Source organism: Arthrobacter sp. 24S4-2, assembly GCF_005280255.1.
Classification (GTDB): domain Bacteria; phylum Actinomycetota; class Actinomycetes; order Actinomycetales; family Micrococcaceae; genus Arthrobacter.
The window spans coordinates 1964181-1980322 of record NZ_CP040018.1 but is presented as its reverse complement, the minus strand read 5'-3'; the positions used below and the strand labels follow the sequence as shown (position 1 = coordinate 1980322).

Below are 16142 nucleotides of genomic sequence, written 5' to 3'. Positions count from 1 at the left end.
GGATACGCGTACAGCGAACTTGCCCCATCCTTGCGATGGAATTGCTACGAATACTGGTTACATAGAGGTACAGATCTACTAAGGAGGCCGACATGACAACAGCAGTGGCAGACCGCACACTCAATGCACTTGACCGGTGCGATCGTTGCGGAGCTCAGGCATATGTCCGCGTTGTACTCGAGTCCTCCGGCGGTGAGCTGCTCTTCTGCGGCCACCATGCCCGTGCGATCGAGGCAACGCTCAAGCCGTTGAGCTCTGAGTGGCACGATGAGACAGGCCGGCTTCACGAGAAGACGCCCGTAGCAGTCGACTAGATCACCAGGTATCCTTCAGGACCCCTCCACAGGAGGGGTCCTGATCCTTTTAAGCAGGATTAGGTGAAGCAGCGAGTGGCGCAAACGACGCGGGCCGCCCGGCATGGCGATCCGTGGATCGCCATGCCGGGCGGCCCGTGGGACGTTGACGCAGGCTTCTGGCGCAGCCGCCCCTAGTCCAGGTAGTCGCGCAGCACCTGGGACCGGGACGGGTGCCGCAGCTTGGACATCGTCTTCGATTCGATCTGGCGGATCCGCTCGCGCGTCACTCCGTAGACCTTCCCGATTTCGTCTAAAGTCTTCGGCTGTCCGTCGGTGAGGCCGAACCGCATGGCCACAACGCCGGCTTCGCGCTCGGACAGGGTGTCCAGCACCGAGTGCAGCTGCTCCTGCAGCAGGGTGAAGCTGACAGCGTCGGCGGGAACAACGGCCTCGGAGTCCTCGATGAGGTCTCCGAATTCGGAGTCGCCGTCTTCGCCCAGTGGTGTGTGCAGCGAGATGGGCTCGCGGCCGTACTTCTGGACTTCAACGACCTTCTCGGGTGTCATGTCCAGTTCGAGGGCCAGCTCTTCCGGCGTAGGTTCGCGGCCGAGGTCCTGCAGCATCTGGCGCTGGACACGTGCCAGCTTGTTGATGACTTCCACCATGTGCACCGGGATGCGGATGGTGCGGGCCTGGTCGGCCATGGCGCGGGTGATGGCCTGGCGGATCCACCAGGTGGCGTACGTGGAGAACTTGAAGCCCTTGGTGTAGTCGAACTTCTCGACCGCACGGATGAGGCCCAGGTTGCCTTCCTGGATCAGGTCCAGGAACAGCATGCCGCGGCCGGTGTAACGCTTGGCCAGGGACACAACGAGGCGGAGGTTGGCCTCCAGCAGGTGGTTCTTGGCGCGCTTGCCGTCGTGGATGACGAACTCGAGCTCGCGCTTGAGCTTCGGATCCATGGAGCCGTCGTCGGCCGCGATCTTCTCTTCGGCGAACAGGCCTGCCTCGATGCGGAGGGCAAGGTCCACTTCCTGCTCTGCATTCAGCAGGGCCACCTTGCCGATCTGCTTCAGGTAGTCCTTGACGGGGTCGGCAGTGGCACCGGCCGACATAACCTGCTGGACAGGGGCGTCGTCGTCATCGGCATCGGAGTAGACGAAGCCGGAGCCGGTTGCGGCCGCGCCGGTCTTGCTGGCGGCTTCTTCTTCGCTCAGCTCGGACGGGTCCGGAGCCACATCGTCGAGATCTTCGTCCACCTCGTCCTCGTCGTCGTCGGACGAGCGGGACTTGCCGGCAGCTTCGGCAGCGGCCTTGGCTCCTGGCTTGGGCCCGCGCTTCTTGGGCTCGGGCTTGCCCAGGGCGTCGCCGCCGTCGGAAGCAGCATCTTTGACAGCCTTATTGGCTGCGCGCGTGGCGGCACGCTTGGCGCTCGTGGCCGCCTTCTTCTCCTCAGGGGACAATTCGGCCTGGTCGGCGGGTTCCTTCTTGGCGGAAGACGGGGTCACAGAAAACCTTTCTAGCGGCGGTCTGTGGAATCACCATACGGGCAACACCACTATGACCCTGTCAAGTCCGCGATTCATATCAGGTGCGATCGCGGCCAGCAGAGCCATAAAGTAGAACTGCCGGAGCGGCCGTAATGTTCCCGTTTCCGGGCACCACTACATGCACGTGATTCACGGACCCAACCGGGTCTCGGCATCCATTGTCTCATGATTTTCCCAATCGACGCCTCAGGTGGTGCGCCGGCCCGAATGTTTCGTCCGGGCCGCAGGCCTCCGGTGCGCCCGGGCGGCAGTTCCTTAGGCCGCATCCGTTTCGAACTTCTGCCACGCCGCATCACGACGCCCTGCCCAGCCGCACAGCGTCCCCCGGCTGACCAGCTCCGAGAGTAGTTCCGCCAGGCGGTAACCGGGGTGTGCTGCCGAGGCCTGGTCCAGAAGTGCGTGCGCAAACGAACCCCTGCCGCGGCACCATTCGATCCAGCCCCGGCCGGTGAGAGCCGCAGCCCCCGCTTCGCCGCCGCCAGCGGCACCCAGCTGCAGCAGCACCCGTTCGAGCGACCCCATCCGGTCCCAGCGTGGCGTACCCGGCGCCAGACCCAGCAGGACGTCCCCGTATCCCGGCACGGGGTAGGCCGCCTCATCGGCCGGGACATCCGGGGGCAGCCCGTCCAGCGGAGGCAATGTAACAGGAAGGTCCGGGGCAGGGCCGAAGATCCCGAAATCCTCGGCGCCCTGCTCCGCAGCCTGCCGGCCGGCGGCGCTCATCACCAGCACCGCATCCCGCCAATCGGGAATGCGAAGCGAGGCACGCAGGTACCCGGCCAGTTCAGCGGGCGTCTCGTTTCCGCCGTCACCCGCCAGCACTCGACCCCAGATGTCCAGCATGGCGGCGAACTGCGGGCGGCTCCCGCGGCACTGCAGGAACCGTGCGGCCCAGCGCTGTTCCGACTCAGTTACGTCCGGGTCGGCGGTCGCTTCGCCGGGCAGCTCCGGGGCTGTGAAAGAGGCAGGGTCCTCGCCCACGCTACTGCCGCGGAACACCATTTCCGCGTTGAGCCGGCTGTCCCTGATCTCGTCCACGGAACGGCCCGGAAAGGGGCAGCAGAACGGATCAAAACAATACGCATTCCGCCAGAAGGTGTCGCTGACGTACCAGGCGTCGCGGACCGGCCTCCCGGATAATTCCAACTCGACCTCCAGTGCTACCAGCAGCCACGCCAACGTCCCCTCCACCGGCGCTCCGGCCGGGACAACGCCGGGAGCAGAATCTGCGCCTCTCAACCATCCTTCATTGCTGAAGAGCACCAGGAGGGTGCCGTCGGCGTCGTCGTCCGCTTCCAGGTAATCCCTCACCGTGCGCGAAAACCGGAGCAGCCCCGCATCTGAGTCGAGGCCTGGGAGGTCGACGCGGAGGGTGGCGCCCAGCCGCTTGCCCTGCATGGTCATGGCCACGAGGCTGTTGGCCGGCCAGTAGCCCAGGGAATGCGGGATGAAGCCCAGGATGTCCTCGGGGCCGGTGATGGTCATTCGTTCTGGAGGTGTCATGCATCCAGACTGGAACGCACCGAGCCCCGCCGTAAGAACTTAGTTGGCCTATGTGGACAAAGGCCTGGCCCTACTTTGTGCGGCGGCGTTCCAGGTTGCGCCTGCGCTGCCGGGCAAGGGCTTGGAGCAGGGCGGCACTACAACGCCCTGGGCGGCCATCTGCCGCCGGACTTTCCGGCGGGTTGCGATGATGGCCCCGGCGCCGACACCGATCAGCACGAACTGGACGCTCAGGGCAATCCGGAACGGGTCCAGGCCGTACAGCTCGCCCCGGGAGAATCCGGTGGCGTTGAGGACGTCCAGGACGACGCCGATCAGGTAGATGGCCACCAGCGCGGCTATGAACCCGCCGACATTGACGATTCCCGTAGCAGTCCCGATCCGGTGGGCCGGATTGAATGTCCGGGCAAAGTCGAAGCCGATCATGGAGCCGGGGCCGCCGATGGCCAGCACCACCACCAGCCCTGCCAGCATCCACAGCGGTGAGCGGCCGGGCATCAGCAGCACCGCCGCCCAGGCCGCGGCTGTGGTGGCCGCAATCAGGAGCACCATCGTGGAGCGGCGGAGCGGATGCCGTGACACAAACCGTCCGATCAGCGGACCGGCGGCGATGGCCGCGGCAACATAGATCGCCATCAGGCCCGACACGGTGCCCGCATCGAGGCCCTGCGCAGAGATCAGGAAGGGGTATCCCCAAGTCATGGCAAACACCGTGCCGCTGAACTGGATGGTGAAGTGGCTCCACAGCCCCAGCCGGGTGCCTGGCTGCCGCCAGGCGCTGGACAGCGAGACCCCGGTGGCCTTCAGTCCCTGGCCCGGTTCCGGGCGGGGATGGCCGGGCGGCCGGTCCTTTAGAGCAGCCAGCACCAGCACGACGGCCAGGGCGGACATCGCGGCAAGGGTCAGGAAGGCGGGTGTCCAGCCGGCGGAGTGGAGAATAAGGGCAAACGGCACCACGCTGAAGAGCTGCCCGAGCTGGCCGGACATGCCGGTCAGCTGCGTGATGAGCGGCACCCTGGCCGGGGCGAACCACAGCGGTATCAGCCGGATCACCGAGATAAACGTCATGGCATCCCCTGCGCCCACCAGCACACGGCCGAGCACTCCCCCGGGAATGCTGTCCGCGAATGCCAGCTGCAGCTGGCCCAGCCCCATCAGGACAGCTCCTCCGGCGATCATCGTCCGCGATCCCAGCCGGTCCACGAGAACCCCACGGGGATCTGGAGGCCCGCGTACACCAGGAGCTGGAGCACGGTAAAGAACGAGATCTCCGCGGCGGTGGCGTGGAACCGTTCCGTGGCCTCCAGCCCCACGACGCCGAACGACGTGCGCTGGCTGACGGCCACGAGGTACGCGAATATCCCGACGGTCCAGATGAGCCAGGCGCGGGGTGCAGTCACCTAACCATTATGCCTGCCGCAAGGATAAATAGGATTTATTGTCCGGGTTCTTTACGGGCCAGGTAGGCCTCGACGGCGGCGCCGAGCGCGTCAGCGTTGGGAAGTTCATCGTTTTCGTCCGCCAGCAGCGAGCGGCGCACGGTCCCCTCCGCTTTTTCGTCATACCGCGCCTCCAGGCGGGAGACGACCTGCTGGACTTCCTCGGACGCCTCCAGCTGCTCGGCAATCTGCCGGCCGACTTCACGGCCGGCCTCGCGGAGGCGGTCCGAGGGAAGCATTAGCGACGCGGCCGCGCCCAGGTATTCAAGGCCGGCTACGGCCGCGTTGGGGAACTCGGCCTCCGCGAGGTAGTGGGGTACGTGAATGACGTACCCGGCAATGTTCCGGCCGGCTTCCGTGAGGCGGAGTTCAAGGATGTGCCCCACGGCCGCGGGAACCTCAACGGTGGGTTTCCAGACCGAGATTCCCTCGATGAGTTCGGGACGGTTTCCGTGGACGGTGACTCCTACCGGGCGGGTATGCGGAACGGGCATCGGGATGGAATGGATCCACGTCACCAGGTTCACGTCCAGCTGCTCCACAATCCGGACGACGGCGCGGGCGAACCGCTCCCATTGCAGGTCGGGTTCGAAACCGGCGAGGAAGAGGAACGGATTCCCCAGTCCGTCGACCAGCCGATACAGGGCGAGGCTCGGTGCCTGGTAGTCCTGGAGGTGGTCCTCGACGAACGTCACGTGCGGACGGCGCGAACGGTAGTCGATCAGCTGGTCCGCATCGAAGACGGCAACGACTTCCGAGTCGAGTGTGTCCAGCAGCTCGGTGGTGATCTGCTTGACCACGTGGCCGGCGTCGGCGAATCCCGTGAAGCCCATGACCAGGTTGAGTCCGCGGAGGGACGGGCTGTGGAACAGCTCAGCGTTGCTCACATAGAGAGCGTCGGGGTCCAGCAGGGAGCCGGAAATCCGTTCTAGCACGGCATGTTCCTTTCGAGGTGGCGGCGGAGGCGGAGTTCGGCAGCGCTTTGGATTGGGGGGATCCGCGCAGATCCGCCGGATATTTTTTACAACGCCCCGGCCGTCCGAACCATTCCGCACCGGTGATGTGCGGCAGGTCTCATTGGATTCAGCGCGGCTGCGGCGGAGAGACTACGATCGGAACTGGCCTTACTGCCGCCTTGCCGACACCGGGTTGCGTCTCAAGCCGACGACGGCCGGTTCCATGGTGGGGCGCCCAACATGCGCTTCCCGCCGAACATCACAGAGAATTGAGGACTGATCCTCGTGGTCAAGAATACTGAAATCAAACTAAGCGTCATTGCGCGTGACGTTAAGAAGTCGCCAGCTGACGCTCTGGTCATTGGAGTGGCGCAGGGTCCTGACGGTCCCGTGCTGCTGGACAACCCGCTGACGGCCAAGTCCGCCGAAGCAATCGCAGAGTCACTGAAGGTTCTTGGCCTCACCGGCGCGCCCGACCAGGTCCACAGGCTGCCCGGCCTTCCCGAAGCCGGCGCATCTGTCCTGGTGCTGGCAGGCGTCGGCAAGCGGGACGCGGGCGGAAATCTCACCGAGGAAGCGCTTCGCCGCGCTGCCGGTTCCGCCGTCCGCCAGCTTGCCGGACTCACCACGGTGACTCTGGCGCTTCCGACGGCGTCCCTTGCCGACGTCGCCGCCGTCGCCGAAGGCGCGGCCATGGGTTCGTACGCATTTACCGAGCACCGCTCAGCCGCCAACGGCCGCAAGGATCCGGTGAAGAACGTGGTGATCTTCACCGGGTTCGCCGCCGACAAGGACCTGCAGCCCCTGCTGGACCGCTCGGCCCTGATCGGGAAGGCCGTCAACGCCACCCGCTCCCTGGTGAACCAGCCGCCCAGCCACCTGTTCCCCGAGTCCTTTGCCGATGCCGCCAAGGAACTCTCCAAGGGCCTGCCCGTCAAGGTGACGGTGTGGGACGAAAAGCGCCTCGAAAAAGAGGGCTTCGGCGGGATCATGGGAGTGGGCAAGGGCTCCGCCCGGCAGCCGCGACTGGTCAAGGTGGAGTATGCACCGTCCAAGGCGACCGCCAAGATCGCCCTCGTGGGTAAGGGCATCACCTTTGACACCGGCGGAATCTCCATTAAGCCGGCCCTGGGCATGGGCGACATGAAGAGCGATATGGCGGGGGCCGCCGTCGTACTTAACACGGTGCTGGCGATCGCCGAACTTGGCCTGCCGGTCAAGGCAACCGCGTGGCTTTGCATCGCCGAGAACATGCCGTCCGGCGCAGCGCAGCGTCCCGCGGACGTCCTCACCATGTTCGGCGGCAAAACCGTCGAGGTCCTTAATACGGACGCCGAAGGCCGCCTGGTCATGGCGGACGGCATTGTGGCCGCCAGCCAGGAGTACCCGGATGCCATCATCGACGTCGCCACCCTGACCGGCGCGCAGCTGATCGCGCTGGGCAACCGGACCGCCGGGGTGATGGGCTCGGACAGCGTCACCGCCCCGCTCAAGGCCGCGGCGGACCGCGCCGGCGAGCTGGTGTGGCCGATGCCGCTGCCCGACGAGCTGCGTGCCTCGCTCGATTCCGAAGTTGCGGACATCGCCAACATCGGTGAGCGCCATGGCGGCATGATGACCGCAGCCGTGTTCCTGCGTGAATTCGTGGGCAAGGGCAAGGACGGCGAGCAGATTCCGTGGGCCCACATCGACATCGCGGGCCCGTCCTTCAACAACGGCAGCCCCTACGGCTACACCCCCAAGCAGGGCACGGGCTGCACGGTCCGCACCCTCGTGGCGTATGTCGAAGACGTCCTGGCGGCCTCCGCCTGAACTGCTTCTGCCTAACGGCAGGTGAGCCATTCGCGGCTTTGTGGCGGAGTCTATGATGCCTCCGCCACAAAGCCGCGTGACACTCGACACAAGCGCTCCACAAACGCCGTGACAAGGTGGAGCATGGATAAGTGGTTCGCTAAGGTGAACTGCGGTAGTCACAAATGCAAGAGAACCGGCCTGCTGGCATAATCACGGCAGAGCAAGTTCCAAGACCAGATGATGCGTACTCTCGTGTCATCGTTCACGCGAGGGAGCGTATAAGTGGCCGATCAGGCAACTGCGCAAGAATTCGACATCCTGGTACTCGGCGGTGGCAGCGGCGGATACGCCACGGCCCTCCGCGCCGTTCAGCTTGGCCTCACTGTGGGCCTCGTGGAGAAGGGGAAACTCGGGGGCACCTGCCTGCACAACGGCTGCATCCCCACCAAGGCCCTCCTGCACTCCGCCGAACTCGCCGACCACGCCCGCGATTCCGCGAAGTACGGCGTCAACGTCACGCTGGACAGCATCGACATCAGCGCTGTCAACGCTTACAAAGACGGCATCGTCGCCGGCAAGTTCAAGGGCCTGCAGGGCCTGATCAAGTCCAAGGGCATCACCGTCATCGAAGGTGAAGGCAAACTTCAGGGCACGGACACCGTCGTCGTGAACGGCACGGCCTACAAGGGCAAGAACATCGTTCTCGCCACGGGTTCCTACTCCCGTACGCTGCCGGGCCTGGAAATCGGCGGCAAGGTCATCACCTCCGACGAAGCCCTCACCATGGACTACATCCCCAAGAGCGCCATCATCCTGGGCGGCGGCGTGATCGGCGTCGAGTTCGCTTCGGTCTGGAAGTCCTTCGGCGTGGACGTCACCATCGTTGAAGGCCTGCCGTCGCTGGTCCCGAACGAGGACGCCGCGATCGTCAAGAACTTTGAGCGCGCGTTCAAGAAGCGCGGCATCAAGTTCTCCACCGGTATCTTCTTCCAGGGTGTTGAGCAGAACGGCGACGGCGTCAAGGTCACCCTCGTTGACGGCAAGACCTTCGAAGCCGACCTGCTCCTCGTGGCCGTCGGCCGCGGACCGGTCACCGCCAACCTTGGCTACGAAGAGGCCGGCATCACCATCGACCGCGGCTTCGTCATCACCAACGAACGCCTGCACACCGGCGTCGGCAACGTCTACGCCGTCGGCGACATCGTCCCGGGCGTCCAGCTGGCCCACCGCGGCTACCAGCAGGGCATTTTCGTGGCCGAGGAAATCGCCGGCCTGAAGCCGGTCATCGTTGAAGACGTCAACATCCCCAAGGTCACTTACTCCGAGCCTGAGATCGCCACTGTGGGCTACACCGAGAAGGCTGCCAAGGAAAAGTTCGGCGACGACCAGGTGGAAACCCAGGAATACAACCTCGCCGGCAACGGCAAGAGCTCCATCCTGGGCACCGGCGGCATCGTCAAGCTGGTCCGCCAGAAGGACGGCCCCGTGGTGGGCGTCCACATGATCGGATCGCGCATGGGCGAGCAGATCGGCGAAGCACAGCTGATCGTGAACTGGGAAGCCTACCCGGAGGACGTGGCACAGCTTGTGCACGCGCACCCGACCCAGAACGAGGCCCTCGGCGAGGCCCATCTTGCCCTCGCGGGCAAAGCCCTCCACGGCTAGTCGTTCCGCCCGCACCACCGCAAGAACACTGAGCTTAGTGCACCCGGCATGATCCGCAGGGTGCACTAAGCTCGAACAAGGCAGCAATCATCCGCACTAAAGATCAATAAGGAGAACGGGGACGACATGTCTGAATCCGTTAACTTGCCCGCCCTCGGTGAGAGTGTCACCGAAGGAACCGTCACCCGCTGGCTCAAGCAGGTCGGTGACCGGGTAGAGGTGGACGAACCGCTGCTCGAGGTTTCCACCGACAAAGTAGACACCGAAATCCCCTCTCCGATTGCTGGCGTGATTGAGGAAATCCTCGTCGCCGAAGATGAGACCGCCGAAGTCGGCGCCCCGCTCGTCCGCATTGGTGACGGCTCCGGTTCGGCCGGTGCTTCCGAAGAAGCAGCACCCGCAGAGCAGGCGCCGGCCGAAGAAGCACCCGCAGCTGAAGAAGCGCCCTCCACCGAGGCTCCCGCTGCCGCTGAAGCACCCGCCGCGGAAGCAGCCCCGGCCGCCTCCGGCGAAGGCCACGAAGTTACCCTCCCGGCCCTCGGCGAATCCGTCACCGAAGGCACCGTGACCCGCTGGCTCAAGGCCGTCGGCGATTCCGTCGAGGTTGACGAGCCCCTCCTCGAGGTATCCACCGACAAGGTGGACACGGAGATCCCGTCGCCGGTTGCCGGTACGCTCCAGGAGATCCGCGTCAACGAGGACGAGACCGCCGAGGTTGGTTCCGTTCTCGCCGTCATCGGCTCCGGCGCAGCCGCCCCCAAGCAGGAGGCACCCGCAGCCGCCCCCGCCGCCGAAGCTCCGAAGCAGGAGGCACCCGCCGCCGCAGCAGCACCGGCCGCCGCACCGGATGTTAAGGAAGAGGCACCTGCTGCTCCCAAGCAGGAGGCCCCGGCGGCTCCGGCGAAGGCAGCCGCACCTGCAGCAGAATCCGCCGCACCGGCCGAGTCCGGCTACGTCACTCCCCTGGTACGCAAGCTCGCCAACCAGCAGGGTGTGGACATCTCCTCCCTCGCCGGAACCGGAGTGGGCGGGCGCATCCGCAAGCAGGACGTGCTCGCTGCCGCCGAAGCCAAGGCAGCCCCGGCCGCCGCACCGGCACCGTCCGCAGCAGCCGCACCCGCTTCGGCTGCGGTTTCCTCCTTGCGCGGCACCGTGCAGAAGGCCCCGCGCATCCGCCAGGTTATTGCCCGCCGCATGCGCGAATCCCTCGACATCTCCACCCAGCTGACGCAGGTCCACGAAGTGGACATGACAAAGGTCGCCAAGCTGCGCCTCAAGGCCAAGAACTCGTTCCAGGCCCAGAACGGCGTGAAGCTGACCTTCCTGCCCTTCATTGCCAAGGCTGTCGCCGAGGCACTGAAGCAGCACCCGAAGGTGAATGCCGCGTACGACGAAGACAAGCAGGAAATCACCTACCACAACGCCGAGCACCTTGCGATCGCCGTGGACACGGACAAGGGACTCCTGGTTCCGGTCATCTCCGACGCCGGCAACCTTAATCTTGCCGGCCTCGCCGGAAAGATCGCCGACATCGCCGACCGCACCCGCAAGGGCAAGATCGGCCCGGACGAGCTGTCCGGCGGCACGTTCAGCATCACGAACATCGGTTCGGTTGGCGCCTTGTTCGACACCCCGATCATCAACCAGCCGCAGGTGGGCATCCTGGGCACCGGCGCGATCGTCAAGCGCCCCGTGGTGGTGGCCGACGAGAACGGTGACGACTCGATCGCCATCCGGTCCATGATGTACCTGTCCCTGACGTACGACCACCGCCTGGTGGACGGCGCCGATGCAGGCCGCTTCCTGCAGACCCTGAAGGCACGCCTTGAAGAAGGTGCCTTCGAGGCGGACCTGGGACTCTGACCCGGCAGCGAATCGCGACGGCGGTGCAGGCACCGGTGGGCAACCACCGGAAGGCCTGCACCGCCGTCGTTTTGGTTGCCGAATCGTCGCCAAAGCTTCCCGCGGGGCTTACTACGAAGCGTAGAACCTCTGGCTAGACTGGGCGGATGAACATCGTCTTCAACATCATGGTCTTCCTCCACATCGTCGGCGCCGCCATGATCGTCGGCATCTGGATCGGCAACATGAAAAAGCCCACCGTGCATCCGCGCCAGTTCGACGGCGCCGCACTTCAGCTCATTACCGGCATCGTGATGATGGGACTCATCCCTGCGCTGCACATGGATGCGAACTACTTCAAGCTCGGCATCAAGTTCGCCATTGCGCTGGCTGTCGCCGTGCTCGCCTTCATGGGCCGCCGCAAGTACAAGAAGGACGAGCCGATCAGCAAGGGCCTCGCCCACAGTGTTGGCGGCCTTGCTCTCCTCAACGTGGCCATCGCCACCCTCTGGCAGTAGCTCCCCCCGCACCACCAAGGCGCCATACGCCAACGGCCACCAACGGCGACGCTCCCCGCACGGGGAGCGTCGCCGTCGTCGTTCCATCCTGTGTTGGCCCCACGCGGGCCAGGTCACTCTCCGGCGATGCAGAACTCGTTTCCTTCCGGGTCGTGCATAACGTCCCAGTGGAAATCACCGATGTCGTGCCCTTCCACGAAAACGGCGCGGAGTGATTCCGCATGGGCCCGCAGGGCTTCGGGATCGGGGCCGTGGATGTCAAGATGCAGCCGCCGGCGGCCCGTGGTGGGGTTCGGAACCTCCTGGAGGGCGAGCTGCGGGGCTTCGGACGAAGCCGGCTTGAGCCAGACGAACTGGTCGAACCGGGCGGTCATAATCCTCTGACAGCGGACAGCCCGTGCGTCGCGGCTCCTGAATCCATAGGATTGATCCGGAAGGTTTGGGCGCAAGCCCGGACCGGATCGAATCTAAGCTGAGGAGTGGATATGGCAGCAACACGCACCGCGCACACCGTATGGAACGGCGACCTGTTCGAGGGGTCCGGCAACACCACGCTGGACAGCTCCGGACTGGGCACCTATGCCGTTACCTGGAAGGCCCGAGCGGAACAGTCGGAAGGCAAGACCAGCCCTGAAGAGCTGATCGCCGCAGCGCACTCGGCCTGCTTCTCCATGGCGTTCAGCCTCGCGCTCAGCCAGGCCGGCTTCACCGTTGAAGAAATCAATACCAAGGCAGACGTCACCTTCGTGCCCGGCACGGGCATTACCGGCAGCCACCTGACGGTCAGCGCCACGATCCCCGGCATTTCCGAAGAGGATTTCCAGAAGATCGCAGGGGAAGCCAAGGTCGGCTGTCCCGTCTCCGGCGCCCTGGCCAGCATCGACATCACTATGGACGCGACGCTCGCCGCTTCCTAGGCTTCAGTGCTGCGGCCGCTCCGGCGGCTGCAGTACCGCATGGCAAAGGCCCCGTTTCCTGCCCTGATGGTCAGGCAGGAAACGGGGCCTTTGTGTGTCCGGGCGGGCTGCCGGCTCAGCCCTTGGCGCGGGCCGGCAGCGGAGCCGGGAGCAGCCGCCGGTAGCCTTCACGGAGCGGCGGCCGGTCCGTGGGAAGCTCCTGGATCATTTCCTTGAGGGCGCCGATGCCGTATTCAAGCTGCGGGTCCCTGCCGGCGGCATAGGCGTGCGGCGGGAACGTCACTTCGATGTCCGGGGTGACACCGAAGTTCTCGACGCCCCAGCCTACTCCCCGCTGAACCAGGTGGCGTAGCGCGGCTGGGTGACGCCGGTGCCGTCCGCGAGGGCGAAGCGGTTGTCGATCCCCACCACGCCGCCCCAGGTCCGGGTGCCGATGACGGGGCCGATTCCGCGGAGCTTGGACACCTGGGTGATGATGTCCCCGTCAGATCCGGCGAACTCGTCGGTGAGGATGACGACGGGCCCGCGAGGCGCGTGATGCGGGTAGGTCCGGGGACGTTCGCCGCGGGGCATGCTCCAGCCCGTCACCTTGCGGCCGATGAGCTCGGCAACAAGCTGGGAGGTGTGGCCGCCGCGGTTACGCCGGACATCCACAATCAGTCCGTCCAGTGCCGTCTCGGTGTCGAGGTCGCGGTGCAGCTGTGCCCATCCGTTCGCCAGCATGTCCGGAATGTGGAGGTAGCCGTAGGTGCCGCCGGAGGCGTCGCGTACGGTGCGGCGGTTGGCGGCAACCCATTCCTGATAGCGCAGCCGTTCCTCGTCCTTTACCGGGACCACGGCGATGCGGCGCTGCTTGCCTGCTGCCTCGCCGTGGGCTGCTCCGCTGCGCAGCGTCAGCTCCACTGCCCTTCCTGCCGCACCCACGAGCTGCATTGCCGGCGTCAGCGTTTCAGACAGTTCCACGCCGTCGATTGCGAGCAGGATGTCCCCGGCTTTGGCGTCTGCGCCCGGCCTGGTCAGCGGGGAGGTTGCAAGCGGGTCGGAGGACTCCCCGGCAAGGATGCGGGTGATTTCCCAGCCCTGCCCGGTGAACGTCAGATCGGCGCCCAGCCGGCCCTGGCCGTTGCTGCCGTTTTCCGTGACGGCTGCGGGGCGGACGTAGGCGTGTGACGTTCCCAGTTCGCCGTGCAGTTCCCACAGCAGGTCCACGAGGTCATCATGGGAGCCGAGCCGGTCCACGAGGGGGCGGTAGCGGCGGTGCACGGACTCCCAGTCCTGCCCTGCCATGTCCTCGGTCCAGAAGAAGTCACGCTGGAGGCGCCAGGCCTCGTCGAAGGCCTGGCCCCAGACGCTCAGCGGATGCATGAGGACGCGGATGCGGCTGACGTCCACCTTCACCAGCTGGCCCGATTCCTCGTCGCCCTTGGCATCGGCCGGTGCCACCCGGATCTGCTTGTCCTGGAGGAAGACCACCTTTTTGCCGTCGCCGGACACCCGGTAGCTGTCCAGGGCGTCCACGATGGTGGAAGCCTTGCGCTTGGCGATGTCAAAGCGCACCAGGCTGGGCGCTTCGTCCTTGTCGTCCGTAGTGGCCCGGCCATCGCCGGTGACCCCGGCAAGGGCGTTGTCCAGCCAGAGCAGTGCGCCCGGCGTCGCCTCAAGGGCCGAGTAGTTGCCCTGCGGCACCGGCACTCCGATCACGCGGTGGGCCAGTCCGTCAGCGTCCACCCGCACCGCAGGAACCGCGGCGACGTTGCCGGCCTGGTCCGCGCCGGTGCCTTCTTCCGGGCCTCCGGTTGGGTTGTCCGGTCCGTCCGCGAGATCCACGGACGGACCAAAGGGCGACGGCGTGTCGGCAGCGAGTGCCACCAGGTAAGGCTTGATGGGGCTCGGGAACGACAGGTCGAAGGAGTGGCCGTCGTACACGGGGTCAAAACTCCGGTTGGAGAGGAACGCGATGAATTTGCCGTCGGGAGTGAACGACGGCGAGGCATCGCGGAAACGTCCGTCCGTGACCTCCACGACCCGGAACTCGGGATCGTCCACCCTGACGATCCGGAGCCGGCTGCGTGAGCCAAAGGAGGTGACCGGTTCGGACCAGCCAAGCCAGGCCGAGTCCGGCGACCAGCAGAGGCCGTCGATGGTGCCTTCGCCAATGCTGGTGACAAGCTTGATGGCCCCGGTCCGGGTGTCGGCCAGATACACATCGCCGAAGGATGTCCCCACGGCAATCGTGTGGCCGTCCGGGCTCGTCTCCAAAGCACTGGCCCGGGTGGACTTGGGGAAGTCGATCTTCTGTGTGCCCGCGGATTCGGTAGGCGCGGGGAGGGCAATATCTTTCGCCGCTGCACCCGCAACGGAATCCGCCGCGGAGTCGTCGCCCGCAGGTGACTCGATGCCCGGACGGTTCGTCCCTGACGCCGGAACCGGCTTTGGCAGCGGTGTTCCGGATTCCGGCCCGGCGGCCGGTTGCGGCCGCGCGGCCGGAGCCGTCCGCGGACCCGCCACCTGCGGAGCGATTTCTCTGATGTACAGGGCTTCAATGCCGCCGTGGTCGGCGACATAGGCAATGCGGCCTTCGCCCAGGGGCCGTGGCAGCCGGGCGCGGACACCGGGGGTGGCCTCCACAACTCGCGAAGGGCCATCCTTGTGGCGCAGCCAGTGGATGGTGCCGTGGGCTTCCACTGCGCTGGACGAGCCGGTGTGGTCAGGAACAACGTTGCCAAGGTGCCGGGGGTCTTCAGGAGTGCCGGCCTGCGCCCCTGGGATGCCGATCCCAGGGAAATGTCCAGTTTCACCGCGTCTGAACCAAGGTCCGGCACCAGCCACAGCTCGCCGGCGGATTCGAACACCACACGCTTGCCGTCCGTGGCGGCGTGGCGGACGTAGAAATCTTCGTGATCGGTGTGGCGGCGAAGGTCGGTGCCGTTGGGCAGCACCGAGTAGAGGTTGCCGTAGCCCTCGTGATCAGACAGGAACGCGACCCGGCCGTCCACCCACATGGGATCCGCGAGGTTGCCGTCCACTTCCGGAACGAGCCGCTCGAACTCCCCGTTGCCGTCAGCATCGATCCAGAGCTTTCCGGCGGTTCCGCCCCGGTACCTCTTCCACCAGGCAGGCTCACGTGACAGCACGCTGGAAACCACCACCGGGCGTTCATCGCCAACCTCCGGGCCGAACGCCACGGACTCGACGGGGCCGAACGCCAGTTCCTCGGACCAGCCGCCTTCCAAGGGAACGCTGTAGGCGTGTGTGTGGCGGCTTTCAGCCTGCCGGAACGCGCTGGTGACGAGGACGTCGCCCGCGGCGGTGAAGCCCTTGACCCGGGTGGAGCTGTGGCCGAAATATGTCAGCTGGCGGTACCCGCCGCCGTCAACGTCCGCGGTGACAACCTCCGGCGCCGTCCCTTGTACAACCGTCCACACCAGGCGCTTGCCGTCAGGAGTGAAGCGCGGATTGCGGGCGGGCAGTTGGAGGGAAGAGACCCGCCAGGCGCGGCCTCCGTCCAGGGGCGCAATCCAGACGTCGTCTTCGGCCACGAAGGTGACCAGATCGCCGTGCAGATGCGGGAAACGAAAGTAGCTCGAAGAGGTCATCATTCGATCATAGTCAAAGTCAGTTAGCCGGAAGGGAGGTGCCGCGGCCGCGCCGGACATGGTGAG

Annotated in this window: 10 protein-coding genes and 2 pseudogenes; 6 read left to right on the top strand and 6 right to left on the bottom strand. The window is 65.8% G+C overall.

Translation table 11 applies throughout. The features are described 5' to 3' along the window. The first annotated feature begins 92 nt into the window (after positions 1-92). Positions 93-314 carry a hypothetical protein gene (locus FCN77_RS09055; protein WP_137322009.1) on the top strand — a complete coding sequence of 74 codons (222 nt, stop codon included), beginning with the start codon at positions 93-95 and terminating at the stop codon, positions 312-314. A 173-nt stretch (positions 315-487) separates the two neighbouring features. Here the strand turns inward: FCN77_RS09055 and FCN77_RS09050 are convergent, their stop codons facing one another. From FCN77_RS09050 to FCN77_RS09035, 4 genes and pseudogenes are all read right to left on the bottom strand, one after another. Then, positions 488-1804, bottom strand: a complete 1317-nt coding sequence (locus tag FCN77_RS09050; protein WP_137322008.1) for an RNA polymerase sigma factor — start codon at positions 1802-1804, stop codon at positions 488-490. Positions 1805-2101: 297 nt separating this feature from the next. Further along, the gene (locus FCN77_RS09045; RefSeq protein WP_137322007.1) at positions 2102-3349 is read right to left on the bottom strand and encodes a DUF4192 family protein; all 1248 of its coding nucleotides are present in this window, start codon (positions 3347-3349) and stop codon (positions 2102-2104) included. Positions 3350-3419: 70 nt separating this feature from the next. After that, positions 3420-4749, bottom strand: a pseudogene (locus FCN77_RS09040) (nitrate/nitrite transporter). Positions 4750-4784: 35 nt separating this feature from the next. Continuing rightward, entirely contained in the window at positions 4785-5723 is a 939-nt protein-coding gene (locus FCN77_RS09035) for a proteasome assembly chaperone family protein (RefSeq protein WP_137322006.1), read from the bottom strand. A 306-nt stretch (positions 5724-6029) separates the two neighbouring features. Between FCN77_RS09035 and FCN77_RS09030 the strand changes: the two genes are divergently transcribed. The 4 genes from FCN77_RS09030 to FCN77_RS09015 all read left to right on the top strand — a co-directional run bounded on the left by FCN77_RS09030 (position 6030) and on the right by FCN77_RS09015 (position 11563). Beyond that, complete coding sequence (locus FCN77_RS09030) at positions 6030-7556, top strand: leucyl aminopeptidase (protein ID WP_137322005.1); 1527 nt, start codon at positions 6030-6032, stop codon at positions 7554-7556. A gap of 264 nt (positions 7557-7820) precedes the next feature. Beyond that, positions 7821-9203 carry a dihydrolipoyl dehydrogenase gene (lpdA, locus tag FCN77_RS09025; RefSeq protein ID WP_137322004.1) on the top strand — a complete coding sequence of 461 codons (1383 nt, stop codon included), beginning with the start codon at positions 7821-7823 and terminating at the stop codon, positions 9201-9203. A gap of 126 nt (positions 9204-9329) precedes the next feature. Next, on the top strand, positions 9330-11066 hold the full coding sequence (gene sucB, locus FCN77_RS09020) for a 2-oxoglutarate dehydrogenase, E2 component, dihydrolipoamide succinyltransferase (protein WP_137322003.1): 1737 nt from the start codon (positions 9330-9332) through the stop codon (positions 11064-11066). Between the two features lie 146 nt (positions 11067-11212). Continuing rightward, on the top strand, positions 11213-11563 hold the full coding sequence (locus tag FCN77_RS09015; RefSeq protein WP_137322002.1) for a hypothetical protein: 351 nt from the start codon (positions 11213-11215) through the stop codon (positions 11561-11563). Positions 11564-11676: 113 nt separating this feature from the next. Here FCN77_RS09015 and FCN77_RS09010 read toward each other — a convergent pair whose 3' ends face one another. Further along, positions 11677-11937 (bottom strand): VOC family protein, encoded by a 261-nt coding sequence (locus FCN77_RS09010; RefSeq protein WP_175417189.1) that lies wholly within the window; start codon positions 11935-11937, stop codon positions 11677-11679. Between the two features lie 111 nt (positions 11938-12048). On the opposite strand from FCN77_RS09010, the gene FCN77_RS09005 reads away from it, so the two are divergent. Continuing rightward, a complete protein-coding gene (locus FCN77_RS09005; protein WP_137322001.1) occupies positions 12049-12480 on the top strand; it encodes an OsmC family protein in 432 nt (143 codons plus the stop codon). A gap of 115 nt (positions 12481-12595) precedes the next feature. On the opposite strand, the pseudogene FCN77_RS09000 reads toward FCN77_RS09005, so the two are convergent. After that, positions 12596-16076: pseudogene (locus FCN77_RS09000) on the bottom strand (S41 family peptidase). Positions 16077-16142 lie beyond the last annotated feature (66 nt).

What these genes read in the sequence shown, in the direction of transcription:
- FCN77_RS09045 (WP_137322007.1), bottom strand. Translation starts at nt 3,349, where the DNA reads ATGACACCTCCAGAACGAATGACCATCACCGGCCCCGAGGACATCCTG.
- FCN77_RS09010 (WP_175417189.1), bottom strand. Translation starts at nt 11,937, where the DNA reads ATGACCGCCCGGTTCGACCAGTTCGTCTGGCTCAAGCCGGCTTCGTCC.
- FCN77_RS09055 (WP_137322009.1), top strand. Translation starts at nt 93, where the DNA reads ATGACAACAGCAGTGGCAGACCGCACACTCAATGCACTTGACCGGTGC.
- FCN77_RS09005 (WP_137322001.1), top strand. Translation starts at nt 12,049, where the DNA reads ATGGCAGCAACACGCACCGCGCACACCGTATGGAACGGCGACCTGTTC.
- sucB (WP_137322003.1), top strand. Translation starts at nt 9,330, where the DNA reads ATGTCTGAATCCGTTAACTTGCCCGCCCTCGGTGAGAGTGTCACCGAA.
- FCN77_RS09015 (WP_137322002.1), top strand. Translation starts at nt 11,213, where the DNA reads ATGAACATCGTCTTCAACATCATGGTCTTCCTCCACATCGTCGGCGCC.